The following is a 15,246-nucleotide window of genomic DNA, read 5'->3' on the forward strand; positions in this document are numbered from 1 at the left end:
ATTAACTCATAAAAATATATTCAGGTAGTTCTGTATTTTTTGAGGTTAATAATGAAATCGTTAATTGGTTATATTTTATTAAGTATGTTGAGTAGTTTGTCTTTTGCAGAAAATTGTTCAATTTCAATGTTTTATGATGATAAAATTCAGAATATTATTGATACAAATAGCTTTATTTTTTCAAATTATGATCGAGTTTGTCAACAACTCAAACAAGCTAATGCTGGCATTAATATTATGGCGATTTCAATGATCAATGAGCGGGAGGTGGTTGCAACAGCAGTGATTCAATTAAAGGATAAGCGGTTCCCATTGCTTTCGGATATGAATAGATCTTCTATCTGGTCAAGCCCTCAAAGAACGACGAAAGAACAAAAAGCATTGATATGGGAGGCAATTAATGAAGCAACTTCTGCAATAAATCAGCATGATATTGATGCCTTAAATGAAACACGTAAAAAATTAGGTTTTAAAACGTATCCTTGAGTCACAAATGTTGAATAGAGAAAAACATGAATATTAATACTTTTGTTATGCTTTGTGTGAGCAGTAGCATGTTGTGGGGTTGCTCAAAAGAAACGGCTGCACAGAATGATACAGCATTGTCAGCAACAGAAAAAAACATGGTTATTGATCAAGATGACCTTACTTCAAAAAAGGAAATACTTGCACCAGAAGATGATCCTAATCTGAAAGGAACGTCTGTATTGGGATTTAAACTTAGAGATTCAACTTTTGAATCTGTAAAGAAAAGGTTGACTAATTATCAAATTGGTGGAGAGTCTTATGCAGGTGGTGGAATTCTTACTAACGATGGTTCTGGTTTCAATATTGAAGGTTTAATGGGTACACAATTTGGTTTTGATCAAGATCAAAAATTAGCTTATGCCAGTATGGTGATTAAAGAAGTTGATCATATGAATCATACGACCTATAAAAAAGTTGTGAACTATGTTCAAGAGAATGGTTACAAAGTGATTGATAAACAAGATCCATTTGTTGGGAATCGAAGTACTACATTTAAAACGCCAAACCACGAGTTTGTTGTGGTGAATTCACCACATTTGGGAGGTTTTAAAGTTGAAGTTGAATATTTAACAAACGATTTTGAACAAAAAAGAAGAGATTACCAATCACGGCAACGTGTAGCTCAAGAAAAATCCGAATCTGCTAATTTTTAGTAAAATATCAATGAAATAGGTTTGATAAAAATTTGACTAACGCAAGAGGTTTAATATAGGGCTTTATATAACGATATAAAGCCCTTTTATGAAGAAACTTTAAGAGGTATTTCTAAGAATTGCATATTGGGATATTAGGAATAAATAATACTTATTTATTCCTAAAAGTTTGTTAATTTATAAAAATGATAAATTAGATTTATGTGAAACGGTTGTTATAATCAAGCTAAGATTACAAATACCCAGTCCTATGGCAAGCACTACGGAGAGCGAAGACATGGCAGGCAAAACATTATATGACAAATTATGGGATGATCATTTAGTCACTGAGCGTGATGATGGATCGTGTTTAATTTACATTGATCGTCATTTATTACATGAAGTGACTAGTCCACAAGCATTTGAGGGTTTACAGCTTGCAGGACGTCAACCATGGCGTTTAAGTGCCAATGTTGCAACACCTGACCACAATGTACCGACCTCTAAAAAAGAGCGTGAACAAGGCATTGCAGGGATTGAAGATGATACTTCTCGTATCCAAGTTCAAACCTTAGATGATAACTGTAAGACCTTTAATATCGTTGAATTTGGTATTAATGATATCCGTCAAGGTATCGCACATGTTGTTGGTCCAGAACAAGGTTTAACATTACCTGGTATGACTGTTGTGTGTGGTGATTCTCACACGGCTACGCATGGTGCATTTGGTTGTTTAGCACATGGTATTGGAACATCTGAAGTTGAGCATGTTTTAGCGACTCAATGCTTGGTACAGAAAAAATCGAAGAATATGCTTGTTCGTGTTGACGGTGTATTAGGTAAAGGTGTAACTCCAAAAGACGTGGTTTTAGCGATTATTGGTAAAATCGGTACAGCGGGTGGCACAGGTTACGCAATCGAATTTGGTGGTCAAGTATTCCGTGATATGTCGATTGAAGGTCGTATGACTGTTTGTAATATGGCGATTGAGGCTGGTGCACGCGTGGGTATGGTTGCTGTAGATGATAAAACCATTGAATATGTAAAAGGTCGTAACTACGCACCTCAAGCAGAGCAATGGGATCAAGCAGTTGCATACTGGAATACTTTGCATTCTGATGCAGATGCAGTGTTTGATGCTGTTGTTGAGTTAAACGGTGCAGAAATTGAACCGCAAGTGTCTTGGGGAACTTCACCAGAAATGGTGATTCCTGTATCACAAGCAGTACCGACTTTAGAGCAAGCTAAAGATGACGTGCAACGTAATGATTGGACACGTGCATATCAATATATGGGCTTAAATGCAGGTCAAGCATTGGCAGATATCCAATTAGATCGAGTGTTTATTGGTTCTTGTACAAACTCACGTATCGAAGATATTCGTGCGGCTGCTGAAGTTGTCAAAGGTCGTAAAGTTGCTGCTAGCATCAAACAGGCGATGATTGTTCCTGGATCTGGCTTAGTCAAACAACAAGCAGAACAAGAAGGTTTAGATCAGATTTTCTTGGAAGCAGGTTTTGAATGGCGTGAACCAGGTTGCTCAATGTGCTTAGCGATGAATGCTGATAAATTGCAACCAGGTGAGCATTGTGCATCGACTTCAAATCGTAATTTTGAAGGTCGTCAAGGTAATGGTGGACGTACTCATTTGGTTAGTCCAGCAATGGCAGCAGCGGCAGCAATTGCAGGTCATTTTGTTGATGTTCGTTCATTCTAAAGGAGCTAAATCATGGAAAAATACACTGTAGAACAAGGTATTGTTGCACCTTTAGATCGTGCCAATGTCGATACGGATTTGATTATTCCAAAACAGTTTTTGAAGTCAATTAAGCGCACAGGTTTTGGCGATAACTTATTTGATGAGTTGCGTTATTTGGACGAAGGTTATTTGGGGCAGGACATTAGTAAACGTCCTAAGAATCCAGATTTTGTTTTAAATAAACCGCGCTATCAAGGTTCAACAATTCTATTGGCTCGTACTAATTTCGGTTGTGGCTCTAGCCGTGAACACGCACCTTGGGCATTAAATGAATATGGTTTCCGTACTGTAATTGCGCCAAGTTTTGCAGATATTTTCTTCAATAACTGTTTCAAAAATGGCATGTTGCCCGTGATCTTGTCTGAAGAGATTGTTGATCAGTTATTTAAAGAGTGCGCTGAAACAGAAGCTTATCAACTTACAATTGATTTAGCTGCACAAGAAGTACGTACTCCGAATGGAGAGGCGTTTAAGTTTGAAATTGACCCATTCCGTAAGCACTGCTTATTAAATGGTTTGGATGATATTGGCTTAACATTACAAGCTGCCGATGATATTCGTCGTTACGAAGAAAAGGCAAAACAACAACGCCCATGGGTGTTTCAAGAGATCCAAGCTTAACTATTTATATTATTTAAATGTAAATATGAAGCGATGTCTTGGAGACATTTTGAACATAACCATAGCGCGGTGATTGAACTCTTGTTAACATGCAAGCGAATACGATTTGCTTGCATGTTTGCATGAAATGAGGACTGGGCTTGAATAATGAAAAGAAAACTCGCTCGCAGTAGTTTGCTGTGTTTATTTGTCGGTACGACTTTAACTGCGTGTCAGAATGCACCAAATGTAGTTGATCAAGTTCGTATTGCGCAAAATGCACTAGAAGACAAAGCGGAAAATGCAACTTTATATTGTTCAGGTGTTGATAACTGTGAGTTTGAACGACTAGGTGATATTGTCGTGATGGATCCCAAATCACGTCGTATTAGCTCACAAGCAATGGAAAAAGGAATTGTTCGGTTACATGGTCCAGTGTTTAGTCGGAAGCAACAAGTTTATCTCAGCGTGCCTGCTAAACAATATGAAGTAGTGATTCGTTATTATCCTATTTCACCAGACCGTGCTGAAACCTTTCATGTGATTCATGCGTTTAAGTCTAACCAGCGCTATACCTTCAAAATGTACCGAGATAGAGCACATCAGTCAGGTAGCTTGTTAAAAGTTTCTGTGCCTGAACCTTTATGTGTGGATTTACTACAAGAGCAACGAACAATCCGCCGTTTCTGTCGTCCATTTGATGTCAGTACGGGATTGGGTGAGTTTGTAGAAAAGAAAATTTAATCGACGTGCAGTATCGTAACTGCTTACATGAAACTGGAAAAATAGATGTCTAAGCATATTTTAATTCTAGCGGGTGATGGAATTGGTCCTGAAATCGTTGGTGCAGCTGAAAAAGTATTAACTAAGGTCAATGATAAATTTAACTTGGGTTTAACATGGGAACATGGATTGCTCGGTGGTTCTGCAATTGATGCACATGGTGAACCATATCCAGCTGTAACAAGTGAACAGGCTAAAAAAGCAGATGCTATTTTGTTGGGTGCGGTAGGCGGTCCTAAGTGGGATAGCATTGAGCGTTCGATTCGTCCTGAACGTGGTTTGTTAAAAATCCGTAGTGAACTCAATTTATTTGCTAACTTGCGTCCAGCGATTTTGTATCCACAATTGGCAGATGCATCTAGCTTGAAACCAGAAATCGTTGCAGGTTTAGATATTCTGATTGTACGTGAATTAACGGGTGGTATTTATTTTGGTCAGCCTCGTGGTATCCGTGAATTAGAAAACGGTGAGAAACAAGGTTATAACACCGATGTTTATTCAGAAAGCGAAATTAAGCGTATTGCTAAAGTTGCATTCGAATTAGCTGGATTACGTGGTGGTAAAGTTTGTTCAGTGGATAAAGCTAATGTGCTTGAAGTCACTGAATTGTGGAAGCAAACCGTCACTGATTTACAGCAAGCGCAGTATTCAAATATTCAACTGTCTCATATGTATGTTGATAATGCTGCAATGCAATTGGTACGTGCTCCTAAACAGTTCGATGTTATTGTGACTGGTAATTTATTCGGTGATATCTTGTCTGACGAAGCCGCTATGCTTACTGGTTCGATCGGGATGTTGCCATCAGCATCTTTAGATGAAAATGGTAAAGGGATGTACGAACCATGTCATGGTTCAGCACCTGATATCGCAGGTCAAAATGTTGCAAATCCACTTGCAACAGTGCTCTCAGTTGCAATGATGTTGCGTTATACATTCCGTGAAGAAGCTGCTGCGAAAGCAATTGAAGATGCTGTAGGTCAAGTTCTAGATCAAGGTCTGCGTACAGCAGATATTATGTCTGAAGGGATGACAAAAGTTGGAACAGATGCGATGGGTGAGGCTGTAGTTTCGGCGCTCAACTAATTCGGTATCGAATTAAATAAAAAAACGTAGCTTGGACTACGTTTTTTTATTGCAAATTTTTGCTAGCACGCTTTACCTTCATAACGTATTGAACGAGCAATTTGTTGCTGATCTAATTCAAAAATAATATGACAGTAAAAATTAACATCATAAGATTGCTGACTTGTTGTTATTGATCCTAATCGAGTACCAGTCATGGTTGGTCCTTTTCCACCTATGCTTTGTGTCATAGGCACAGGAATATTGATTGGACGTAGCACCGTAAATATTAAATATTCATCGGTTTTTTTAGGTGCTTTTAATGTTTGAAAACCTAACTCTCTAAGATTCAAGTTTTGTTGAATGTTGCTTGCTGGTTGACCGATATAGGGTTGTAAATAATCTTGAAGCTGTACGGACCTCCAAGTTGGTGTGGTACATGCTTGTAATAAAATAAATACTGCTAATATCCATAGCTTGTAATACTGCATAAGTCATCCTTTATTGAGCAAGTATTTAAATGAATGATCATCTATCTATTTAAAACCATTAAACAAAAATATACAAACTCGTCTATCGGTCGGCAATGTTCAATTCTTGCGAAATATGCTTAGATATTTGGATAATAAATTGTTTGGAAAGAACTCATGCATAAGATCATCTTAGGTTTAATTTTGGGGGGGGGCATCAACATTTGCGATGGCAAATAATTGTGATAAAGCTCGGAATACCTATGATGATATTTATTGTACCAATAAAATTTATGCGAGTGCTGATGCCGATTTGAATAAGAACTACCAGCAATTACGTCTGAAATTAGATGAAACACAACAAAAAATTTTGAAAAAGTCACAACTTGCTTGGATTCGCTATAGAGATGCTGAATGTACTGATGATCAGCAAGTTTCTGTAGATGTACAATGTCGCTTATCAACGACACAAGAGCGCAATCATTGGCTATTAGAGCGTTTACGTGAATGTCAGACAGTAGGCTGTAAAACTACACGTTTGAGTGAATAGCGCAATTTATAGATATAAAAAAAGCCACAAATCATGTGGCTTTTTTGCATTCACTAATCTTAGCGTGCACGGTACGTGATACGACCCTTAGTTAAGTCATAAGGTGTCATTTCAACTTTAACACTGTCACCTGTTAAAATACGGATATAGTGTTTACGCATTTTACCAGAAATGTGAGCAATAACTTCGTGACCGTTTTCTAAACGTACACGGAACATCGTATTAGGAAGCGTTTCGGTGACAACGCCTTCGAACTCAATGAGTTCCTCTTTATTGGCCATGGCCTACCTGATGATCAAATTGGAAAGGCGCAAATTATAGTCAATTTATTTAAAATTTACAAGACGCTGGCTTAGCAAAGGCTGCAACGTTTATTTTGAGAAAACTGTCTAACAATCTGTATTTTTTTTTAACAAAAGAAGCAGAATAGTGTTGTCAGTTTGGTCAATCAACGTTAATCTAAAATCATCGCTTATTGTCATAATAAAGTATCTACAGGGAAGGGCACTGCGTGGGTCAGTTAACAGATGCATCGGTTGTATTGCGCTTTGGTTATCAGGCAATTCGTAAAGCAGGATTACCAACTGAAGAGATTTTAACAAAAGCAGGTGTTGCTCTAAATCAAGTTGATACCAATGCCAGAACCCCTTTAAGTGCTCAAAATGCATTTTGGATCGCAGCACAGGAAGTGAGTAATGATCCAGATATTGGTCTGCATTTAGGTGAGCATCTTCCATTATATCGTGGTCAAGTCATTGAACACTTATTTATCAGTAGTGAAACGTTTGGTGAGGGGCTTAAACGTGCGTTAGCTTACCAACGTCTGATAAGTGATGCGTTTGATGCGAAGTTAGTCATAGAAGATGGTCGTTGCTATTTAAGCAATGGTGAACAATATTGGCCTGATAATTTAGTCAATCGTCATTTTTCTGAATGTGCGATGTCAGGTATTTTGCGCTTCTTCAAGTTCATTACCGAAGGACAATTTCAGCCGATCTTCATTGATTTCAATTTCAATGAAGGCGCTGATGATGATGAGTATTTCAGAGTGTATGGCTGCCCTGTCAGTTTAGGTCAGAAAGAAACACGTCTTTATTTTGATATGGCTGTGCTTGATTATCCACTATGGCAGGCCGAACCAGAATTATTACAACTACACGAGCAACTTGCGATTGAGAAGTTACAAGAATTAGCTCGCTATGATCTGGTGGGTGAAGTACGTCGTGCAATTGGCTCAACATTGGAAAGCGGTGAGACAACTTTAGAAACCGTTGCAGCCCAGCTCAACATTACACCGCGTCGTTTAAGAACTCAGCTTAGCGAGGCGAATACCAGTTTTCAGCAAATCCTCTCCGATTATCGTTGTCGTTTGGCGAAAAAACTTTTGGCAAATACCAATGAAAGTGTTGAAAGAATTGTTTATTTAACGGGCTTTTCAGAACCAAGTACATTCTATCGTGCATTCAAACGCTGGACGAATGAAACCCCTGTTGAGTATCGCAAAAGAAAACAGCGTTAATCTTTTACATCAGAAAAAACCCTCAAGAAGAGGGCTTTTTTTATTCGGGTAGATTTAACCAGTGAGGTCCGAGAGGCAGCTGAGGTAAATCAAACTTATCTGGGTAATAAGATTGGATAAAATATAGACCATCTGCGGGAGCGGTAATCCCTGCTGCGCGACGATCTTCGGCAGCAAACATCGTGTCTATATGGTCAATCTCATACATTCCTTGCCCGATCTCAAGTAAGCACCCCATGATATTTCGAACCATGTGGTGTAAGAAACCATCGGCTTGAATATCTAAAACTAAATAGCGACCATGTTCAAATAAACGACAATGCTTTACATGTCGAACAGGTTGATTGGATTGGCATGCGGCAGCTCTGAATGACTCAAAATTGTGAGTGCCTTCAAATTTCGCAGCAGCTTTAATCATTTTTTGCACATCTAATTCTTGGTATAGATGCGTGACTTGCTTGTGGAGTAAAGCAGGACGAGTGGGGGCGTTATATACTACATAACGATAACGACGAGCCATTGCTTTAAAGCGTGCATGAAAATTTTCATCCATGCATTTGATCCACTGAATAGAAATGTCTTTTGGGAGTTGGCTATTTGCTCCCATAAGCCATCCACGTTCGGGACGAATGGCCGTGGTATCGAAATGTGCGACCATATTGGTTGCATGAACGCCAGCATCAGTCCGTCCAGCAGCATGAAGAATGACAGGGTGGTCGGCGATTTTACTGAGTACCTTTTCGATGGTTTCTTGCACACTTACAACGCCTGCTTGTTGAGTTTGCCAACCACGGTATTGAGTACCACAAAATTCAATACCGATCGCGTAACGTTGCATGCTTAAACCTCAATCTTAGTTTGTATTCCAATGTTCAAACCATTGAACATGAGTCGGGTATTTTAAATACATTTGAAATGCTTTTGCATATAAATCCGCATGACTATGACAATCATTGATTAATACTTTGGCATTTTCTATCCAAGAACTCACAGCGTATCGTTGATCAAGTTTACCAAATACGACTTGTGAACTAATAATGACGACACAACCTCGTTCATATAATGCTTCGAATAAATTCAATAATTCGGAATTGGTTGCAATATTTCCTGTTCCAAACCCTTGTAATATCAAGAAGTGTGGTGGGTTTTTAATTAAATTTTCGAGTTGAGCAGCAAGTTGTTCTTTTGCGATTGGCTGCAACATTAAATTCAGTACGGTTAATGATGAGGCACGTTCTATATGTTCAGCTTGAACAATAAAATTTTCGATAGAAGTTTGGCATGATTGATGTGCATCAATGCCTGCAAAAGCATCTAATTCAGTCGTATGTACTTTGAGAACAGTTTGCGCATGGAAAATATGTTGATGAAATGCTAAATATGTACCGACAGGAAGGCTAAGTACCTGCTCAAGTGCTAAATTTAGATTCCCGAGAGCATCAGTAAATTCTCGAGTGTCATTCCCTTCAATATTAAGTAAAGGATATTGACTACCCGTAATCATAATATGAGATGACTGTCCCAAGAAACGTGCAAGTGTCGCTGCAGCATAACTGAGTGTGTCAGTGCCATGAATGATGACAAAATGTTGATAGTTTTTGAGTTGAAGGTCTTGAATTTGCTGAATAAGCTTCAGCCAATCTACAGCCGTACAAGCACTACTGTCTTTTATACTAGGTGCTGCAAAACAATCAACGTCAAGATGGGGTGGAATGACTTTTTCAAGTAAGGGAATAAACTCATTTTCAGGCATTGGCATTAACGGATTACCGACACAGCCAAACGTACCACCCATGTAGATCAAAGCAATTTTTTTCATCATAAAAAAAGCAGTCCGAGAGACTGCTTATATTAGACTGATCAAATTTAGGAAGCTATTTTATTCAGTAACTTTTCTACGTATTGTTGTTGATCTTGATTAAAAAGTGATTGATTGGTCTGCAATATAACTCGCGCAGATTCATAAGCACCTAATTCAATATATTGTTCTGCTAGATCAAGATTAAGTTGAGCTTCGTCCATAGTTTGCAAATCTGGAAAAGATTGCATTAAAGGATCGTTAGTTGAAAGAGCAGGTGCTGTTTGAGAGACTGGTGTGATGAGTTCAGGTTGAGTTTCTTCAGCCGTTGTCGGTTCGTTAATCTCAAATGTAAATGCCGTTTTGTCAAAGACTGGCTGTTCTTCAAGCTTAACTTCAGGTTGATTGAAGTCTAAATCTAAATGAATTGGTGCTTCAGTTTTTGTTTCAGGTTCAGGTGTTTTTAGTTCAAGATCAGCAAAACTAAAATCTAGACCAGATTTGGTTTCTTCAACTTTGACTTCCTGTTCAGTGACAGTAGGTGAGGTTGTAGGTTCGAGGTTGAAAGAAAATTCAAGAGGGGCTTGATCTTTCGATTCTGTTAATTCAGGTTCAGGCGAGGATTTGGTTTCAATCTCTATAGCCGGTTCAGCAGTTTCTTTTTGTTCAAAAGAAAAACTAAAATCTAAAGGTTTAACTTCAGGAGTAGGTTCAGCTTCTATTTTTGGCTCTTCGACTGGAGACGGTGCAACTTCCATTTGAAGTTGATCAAATGATTGAGCTGGGCTAGGTGAAGCAACCAATGCATCAAAATCTGCTGAATTATCTTGTACAGGAGTTTCAGTAATAGTTGATGTTTGACCGAAATGACCTTTGCTAGAATGAAATTCTAAAGCATCTGAAGGTTTATTGGTTTCGTATTCTTTTTTCTTGTCCAGTGCAGTTTGGATCAGTGAATTTAGTTCTAAATCTTGTAAATGTTTAATCAACTGATTAATTGCAAAATCATCTTTTTGAGCGATGTGAAGATCTAACAATAAGATATACAAGTCATGCTGAGAATCATCTGTTTTAAGTGCCTGATTGATTTGAGCTTCAGCAGCTTGGAAGTTATTAGCAAGAATAAGTTGCTCAATCTTTTCTTTCAGTTGTGTTGGTACAGGTGTACTGGCTTGAACTTTATTTGTCTGTTGTTGTGTTTCGACTTCAGCAATAGGTGTTGATTTGGTCGCAACTTTTTTTGATGCTGCTTTCTTTTGAGGTTTGGCTGCACCTCCTTTTTTAGGAGTTGCTGTATTTTCATTGTCAGCACGTTTTTTTAAAACGATTGCAACGACTAATACAATAACTAACAATACAATGATGATAGTTGACATGATCTTCACCCCTTAAAGATTAGAGCAGCTTTTAGTGTAAATTTATGAGAATCTTCTCGTAACCTAGCGTGTTGGCTTTTTAGTTTCCTGTTGAGCTTTTAGTTGCTCTTGTAATTCAGCCAGTCGAGCATTTAATAGCTGGATACGCTGTTCCTTTTGACGCAATGCCAACTCTAACTGAGTCACGTTTCGTTGTAATGTAACGGTTTTTTCCCTTGCTGTCATAACTTTTAATGATAAGTCAGCACTGGTTTTTTGTTGTAATGTGTCCTTCTTCGCACTTCCTGTGCTGGAATCTTGATTACTCTCGGCAACTAAAGACATTTCAGCTTGTTGCAAACGGTATTTGGTACGTGCATTAGGTGCAGTTGTGGTTTGTGCTGCAAGCTGATTAGTATTTTGTGCTGGACGACTTGGAATATTGCTTAGATTAAAGTTTAAACGTGAACCTTGGCGTATTCTATTTTGATTACCCCCAATAAATGCATGTTCGTTTTGTTTTTTAATTTGAGACATGACTTGTGTTACTGGTTGTTGAGTCTGACTTGCGATTTGCTGTGCAATACTCCACAGAGACTCATTGCGTTGAACTACGTGTTGTTGGGTTTTTTCAGAATTTAGTTTTTTCTGCTCAGGTGCTTTGACTTTTGTCTGCTGAGTTTTGTTAGGTTGTTGAACTTTTTGTTGAGTTGGTGTTGTTTCCACCTTTTTTATGTCCTGACGAGCAATCGTTTTTTCACTATTGAGATCCGTCTGTGGTGTTTGCGAAGACTCAACGACTTTTGAAGGTGCAGGAGCTTGAGCAACTTGTTCAGCATTGACGTTATTATTTGCTGAGGCAGTTTGTTGTACAGTATTTGGTTGCGCACTTGGTTGTGGTGCAATTGAAATAGCTTCAGCATTTACTGAAGAATCATCATTATTTAAAACAGGAGGAAGTTTATATGGTGCATTCAGCAAAGTTTCTTGTTTTAAACTTTGCTCTTTTGACTCAGATGCATTGGCATTAAATCGAGTACTCACTGGTAAGTTTAAAGCGATATCTTTTTCACTCACAATAAACTTAGGTGTAAGCGGTTTTTCGGCAATTGATTTAGCTAAAACAGGATCAACAGATCTACGAATAGGCTGTCGAATATGCTTTAAATGTGATGCACTGCCTTCCTGAATTTTTAAAATAATATTTAATTCAGCTTCAGTCATTGGGCGTGTGGAAGTAATAACAATCGTTCCTTCGCCTTGGCTATTGCGTCTTGTAAAAAAAATTAAACCAGACGGTGGTTGGTGTGCTGCGCCAATCATCATTAAATCTTCAGGCGTAGCTAAACTCACTTCTAGTTTTGAGTTCGTGTCTGCTTGATGAAAACTCATCTCAGCGTAAAGTAATTCCCCAGGCGCAGATTGAACTTGCAACGGATCGAGTGTAATTGCGTAAAGATGTTGCGAAGAAAATATGGCTAAAATGGCAATTTTTAATTTGTTATAAACAGTCATCTCGATCCATGAAAAAGTGATGTTATAGTCGTGTAAAAGTATACATTAACGTGATGTAAATGAATTGTAAATTCTTCAAAAGTGAAAACATAAAAAAGCCGATCAAGTGTGATCGGCTTTTGATTTTTAGGTGTTTTTGCTTAAGCGTTCTTGTATTCAACTAAAATACGAAGCATACGTCGTAAAGGTTCAGCAGCACCCCAAAGTAGCTGATCGCCTACTGTAAATGCACCTAAATATTCTTTACCCATATTTAGCTTGCGTAAACGACCTACAGGAACAGTTAAAGTACCTGTTACTGCAACAGGCGTCAGGTCAGTCATTGAGGCTTCACGAGTATTTGGAACCACTTTAGCCCATTGGCTAGAGTTACGAATCATGTCTTCAATTTCATCAAGCGCAACATCTTTTTTCAACTTTAAAGTGATTGCTTGTGAGTGGCAACGCATTGCACCGATACGAACACAGTGACCATCAATTGGAACGATTTGTTGATTACCCAAGATTTTATTGGTTTCAACTTGACCTTTCCATTCTTCTTTTGATTGACCACTTTCGAGTTGTTTGTCGATGTATGGAATCAATGAACCAGCGAGTGGTACGCCAAAGTTTGCTTTAGGGAAGCCTTCACCACGTTGTAAATCAGCAATTTGACGATCAATATCAAGAATCGCAGATTTTGGATCATCTAGTAATTCTTTAGTATTGTTGTACAAATAGCCCATACCTGTGATGAGTTCACGCATGTTTTGCGCACCAGCACCAGAAGCTGCTTGGTAAGTCATTGAGGTAGCCCACTCAACCAAATTATTTTGGAAAAGTGAACCTAAACCCATCAACATAAGTGAAACTGTACAGTTACCACCAACGAAAGTTTTAGTTCCGTTGACTAAACCATCTTTAATCACATTTAAGTTTACTGGATCAAGTACGATGATTGCATCATCCGCCATGCGAAGGGTAGACGCAGCATCAATCCAATAACCATCCCAACCTTCTGCTTTAAGTTTTGGGAATACATCAGAGGTATAGTCACCACCTTGGCAGGTTAAAATGACATCCATTTGTTTCAGACTCTTAATGTCTGAAGCATCCATAAGTGCTGGGGCAGTCTTACCACCAAATGAAGGTGCTTCGCCACCTGCATTACTGGTAGAAAAATAGAATGGCTCAATATGAGCAAAATCATTCTCTTCAACCATACGTTGCATAAGGACAGAACCCACCATCCCACGCCAACCGACCAGACCTACTTTCATGTCATTGTGCCTCGGTATTTCAAAAAACTTTTAAGGGGTTTGAGTGTATCAAAAGCGACCACAACTGCAAGCTTTACGTAAATAAAACGATAATTTAATTGAGTGAAATAATTTGTTTGTATTAGATAGAAAATTGATAAAGCCATAACTTTATTGAGAATCTAAGACATCCCCACGAGAAAAATGAACATGATATGGATTCAGATTTGTGCAGTATTGGTTATATGGCTTTCGTTTTGGTCATTAATCCCCAGAGATGAGTGGTGGTTTAGAGGTGCGGACTTTCCGCGTTTACAGATTCTGGCACTTGGTCTCTTCGCCTTTTTTGCCATGTTATTTGCCATTCCCGAATGGACCTTGACTACCGAGTTGCTGTTTGTTGGATTGGTCGCAGCAATCGCTTATCAGTTGAAAATGATTCTTCCATATACCCCGATTTGGAAAAAACAAGTTCAAAAAGTTAAGCCTGAGCAAATCAATGAAAACCAGCAAATCTCATTGCTGGTTGCCAATGTGTTGACGCCAAATGATAAATATCATTTATTGCTTGAGCATATAAACTCATTAAAACCTGATGTTGTGCTGACATTAGAGTCAGATTCAAGTTGGCAAAATGCATTAGTTAACATTGAACAAGATTATCCTTATCGCGTGCCCGTACCTTTAGATAACTTATATGGTATGCATCTATATAGCCGCTTGCCATTGCACGATACAGAAGTGAAATTTATCTTAAGTGATGAGATCCCTTCCATTCATACGACTTTAACCTTGTCTTCTGGCCTGAGAGTGCAGCTATATTGCTTGCATCCTAAGCCTCCGAGTCCAACGGAAGCTAAAGACTCGACTTTAAGAGATGCAGAATTATTAATTGTAGGTGACCAAATTAAAGACCTCGATCAGAGTTGCATCGTGATGGGGGATTTAAATGATGTGGCATGGTCACGAACAACGCGTCTTTTTCAGAGAATCAGCGGTTTATTAGATCCTCGTGTTGGTCGTTATTTCATGAATACCTTTCATGCCGATTATCCACTATTAAGATGGTCACTCGATCACATTTTCCACAGTACAGATTTTGCTTTGGTTGATATGAAAAGATTGGCACATATTGGTTCAGATCATTTTCCAATTTATGTGGTTTTACAAACGGGTCGTATTTTTGAACAACAGCAACAAGAGTTGGAGCAAACGGCTGATGATGAGCAAGAGGCGAAAGAGGCGATTCAAGACGGTATAGAAAAGGCTGAAAAAGAAGAAAAAATTGTTGTGGATGAGTTAGCACAACCTCATAAACAAGCGATGGAAAAGGAAAGTAGACAAGGAGTATTGTAAGCCATAACGTACAGGGATTTAGGTCCATAACGAATGGTCTAATCTACTTAAAAGATTTATTCTAAATACATCAGCACA

Annotated in this window: 16 protein-coding genes; 9 read left to right on the forward strand and 7 right to left on the reverse strand. The window is 38.4% G+C overall.

Annotated elements, in window-relative coordinates; translation table 11 throughout:
- Positions 1–96 precede the first annotated feature (96 nt).
- From ACSC97_RS04280 to leuB, 6 genes are all read left to right on the forward strand, one after another.
- The gene (locus tag ACSC97_RS04280; RefSeq protein WP_436659471.1) at positions 97–486 is read left to right on the forward strand and encodes a hypothetical protein; all 390 of its coding nucleotides are present in this window, start codon (positions 97–99) and stop codon (positions 484–486) included.
- Positions 487–512: 26 nt separating this feature from the next.
- Complete coding sequence (locus tag ACSC97_RS04285; RefSeq protein ID WP_436659473.1) at positions 513–1,181, forward strand: hypothetical protein; 669 nt, start codon at positions 513–515, stop codon at positions 1,179–1,181.
- Between the two features lie 277 nt (positions 1,182–1,458).
- Positions 1,459–2,877, forward strand: coding sequence for a 3-isopropylmalate dehydratase large subunit (gene leuC / locus ACSC97_RS04290; protein ID WP_004957685.1), 1,419 nt, complete (start codon positions 1,459–1,461; stop codon positions 2,875–2,877).
- A 12-nt stretch (positions 2,878–2,889) separates the two neighbouring features.
- Complete coding sequence (leuD, locus tag ACSC97_RS04295) at positions 2,890–3,540, forward strand: 3-isopropylmalate dehydratase small subunit (protein ID WP_004958794.1); 651 nt, start codon at positions 2,890–2,892, stop codon at positions 3,538–3,540.
- Between the two features lie 147 nt (positions 3,541–3,687).
- Positions 3,688–4,263: a hypothetical protein gene (locus ACSC97_RS04300; RefSeq protein ID WP_157937973.1), complete on the forward strand. Its 576-nt coding sequence runs from the start codon at positions 3,688–3,690 to the stop codon at positions 4,261–4,263.
- A gap of 45 nt (positions 4,264–4,308) precedes the next feature.
- Positions 4,309–5,388, forward strand: coding sequence for a 3-isopropylmalate dehydrogenase (gene leuB / locus ACSC97_RS04305; protein ID WP_004916609.1), 1,080 nt, complete (start codon positions 4,309–4,311; stop codon positions 5,386–5,388).
- Positions 5,389–5,450: 62 nt separating this feature from the next.
- Here leuB and ACSC97_RS04310 read toward each other — a convergent pair whose 3' ends face one another.
- The gene (locus tag ACSC97_RS04310) at positions 5,451–5,858 is read right to left on the reverse strand and encodes a hypothetical protein (RefSeq protein WP_404488860.1); all 408 of its coding nucleotides are present in this window, start codon (positions 5,856–5,858) and stop codon (positions 5,451–5,453) included.
- Between the two features lie 208 nt (positions 5,859–6,066).
- Here ACSC97_RS04310 and ACSC97_RS04315 point away from each other — a divergent pair, with 208 nt between their 5' ends.
- A complete protein-coding gene (locus tag ACSC97_RS04315) occupies positions 6,067–6,387 on the forward strand; it encodes a lysozyme inhibitor LprI family protein (RefSeq protein ID WP_004916603.1) in 321 nt (106 codons plus the stop codon).
- 59 nt (positions 6,388–6,446) lie between these two features.
- Here ACSC97_RS04315 and infA read toward each other — a convergent pair whose 3' ends face one another.
- The gene (infA, locus tag ACSC97_RS04320; RefSeq protein ID WP_001284370.1) at positions 6,447–6,668 is read right to left on the reverse strand and encodes a translation initiation factor IF-1; all 222 of its coding nucleotides are present in this window, start codon (positions 6,666–6,668) and stop codon (positions 6,447–6,449) included.
- A gap of 230 nt (positions 6,669–6,898) precedes the next feature.
- On the opposite strand from infA, the gene ACSC97_RS04325 reads away from it, so the two are divergent.
- Positions 6,899–7,906, forward strand: a complete 1,008-nt coding sequence (locus tag ACSC97_RS04325) for an AraC family transcriptional regulator (protein ID WP_004916600.1) — start codon at positions 6,899–6,901, stop codon at positions 7,904–7,906.
- Between the two features lie 40 nt (positions 7,907–7,946).
- Here the strand turns inward: ACSC97_RS04325 and truA are convergent, their stop codons facing one another.
- The 5 genes from truA to asd all read right to left on the reverse strand — a co-directional run bounded on the left by truA (position 7,947) and on the right by asd (position 13,833).
- Positions 7,947–8,744 carry a tRNA pseudouridine(38-40) synthase TruA gene (gene truA / locus ACSC97_RS04330; RefSeq protein ID WP_436659478.1) on the reverse strand — a complete coding sequence of 266 codons (798 nt, stop codon included), beginning with the start codon at positions 8,742–8,744 and terminating at the stop codon, positions 7,947–7,949.
- A 15-nt stretch (positions 8,745–8,759) separates the two neighbouring features.
- Complete coding sequence (locus tag ACSC97_RS04335; protein ID WP_404488863.1) at positions 8,760–9,728, reverse strand: asparaginase; 969 nt, start codon at positions 9,726–9,728, stop codon at positions 8,760–8,762.
- A 44-nt stretch (positions 9,729–9,772) separates the two neighbouring features.
- Positions 9,773–11,080 carry a FimV domain-containing protein gene (locus ACSC97_RS04340; RefSeq protein ID WP_336949516.1) on the reverse strand — a complete coding sequence of 436 codons (1,308 nt, stop codon included), beginning with the start codon at positions 11,078–11,080 and terminating at the stop codon, positions 9,773–9,775.
- A 63-nt stretch (positions 11,081–11,143) separates the two neighbouring features.
- Positions 11,144–12,574, reverse strand: coding sequence for a type IV pilus assembly protein FimV (locus tag ACSC97_RS04345; protein WP_436659481.1), 1,431 nt, complete (start codon positions 12,572–12,574; stop codon positions 11,144–11,146).
- Between the two features lie 140 nt (positions 12,575–12,714).
- Positions 12,715–13,833 carry an aspartate-semialdehyde dehydrogenase gene (gene asd / locus ACSC97_RS04350; RefSeq protein WP_004916583.1) on the reverse strand — a complete coding sequence of 373 codons (1,119 nt, stop codon included), beginning with the start codon at positions 13,831–13,833 and terminating at the stop codon, positions 12,715–12,717.
- Between the two features lie 189 nt (positions 13,834–14,022).
- On the opposite strand from asd, the gene ACSC97_RS04355 reads away from it, so the two are divergent.
- On the forward strand, positions 14,023–15,168 hold the full coding sequence (locus tag ACSC97_RS04355; RefSeq protein ID WP_436659483.1) for an endonuclease/exonuclease/phosphatase family protein: 1,146 nt from the start codon (positions 14,023–14,025) through the stop codon (positions 15,166–15,168).
- Positions 15,169–15,246 lie beyond the last annotated feature (78 nt).

Origin of the sequence: Acinetobacter sp. P1(2025) (genome assembly GCF_051390655.1) — a bacterium.
GTDB classification, from domain to species: Bacteria; Pseudomonadota; Gammaproteobacteria; order Pseudomonadales; family Moraxellaceae; genus Acinetobacter; species Acinetobacter junii.

Excerpts from the sequence above, each read along its gene's own strand:
- ACSC97_RS04285 (WP_436659473.1), top strand. The coding sequence starts at position 513 with ATGAATATTAATACTTTTGTTATGCTTTGTGTGAGCAGTAGCATGTTG.
- leuC (WP_004957685.1), top strand. The coding sequence starts at position 1,459 with ATGGCAGGCAAAACATTATATGACAAATTATGGGATGATCATTTAGTC.
- leuD (WP_004958794.1), top strand. The coding sequence starts at position 2,890 with ATGGAAAAATACACTGTAGAACAAGGTATTGTTGCACCTTTAGATCGT.
- ACSC97_RS04300 (WP_157937973.1), top strand. The coding sequence starts at position 3,688 with ATGAAAAGAAAACTCGCTCGCAGTAGTTTGCTGTGTTTATTTGTCGGT.
- leuB (WP_004916609.1), top strand. The coding sequence starts at position 4,309 with ATGTCTAAGCATATTTTAATTCTAGCGGGTGATGGAATTGGTCCTGAA.
- ACSC97_RS04310 (WP_404488860.1), bottom strand. The coding sequence starts at position 5,858 with ATGCAGTATTACAAGCTATGGATATTAGCAGTATTTATTTTATTACAA.
- ACSC97_RS04315 (WP_004916603.1), top strand. The coding sequence starts at position 6,067 with ATGGCAAATAATTGTGATAAAGCTCGGAATACCTATGATGATATTTAT.
- infA (WP_001284370.1), bottom strand. The coding sequence starts at position 6,668 with ATGGCCAATAAAGAGGAACTCATTGAGTTCGAAGGCGTTGTCACCGAA.
- truA (WP_436659478.1), bottom strand. The coding sequence starts at position 8,744 with ATGCAACGTTACGCGATCGGTATTGAATTTTGTGGTACTCAATACCGT.
- ACSC97_RS04335 (WP_404488863.1), bottom strand. The coding sequence starts at position 9,728 with ATGATGAAAAAAATTGCTTTGATCTACATGGGTGGTACGTTTGGCTGT.
- ACSC97_RS04340 (WP_336949516.1), bottom strand. The coding sequence starts at position 11,080 with ATGTCAACTATCATCATTGTATTGTTAGTTATTGTATTAGTCGTTGCA.
- ACSC97_RS04345 (WP_436659481.1), bottom strand. The coding sequence starts at position 12,574 with ATGACTGTTTATAACAAATTAAAAATTGCCATTTTAGCCATATTTTCT.
- asd (WP_004916583.1), bottom strand. The coding sequence starts at position 13,833 with ATGAAAGTAGGTCTGGTCGGTTGGCGTGGGATGGTGGGTTCTGTCCTT.
- ACSC97_RS04355 (WP_436659483.1), top strand. The coding sequence starts at position 14,023 with ATGATATGGATTCAGATTTGTGCAGTATTGGTTATATGGCTTTCGTTT.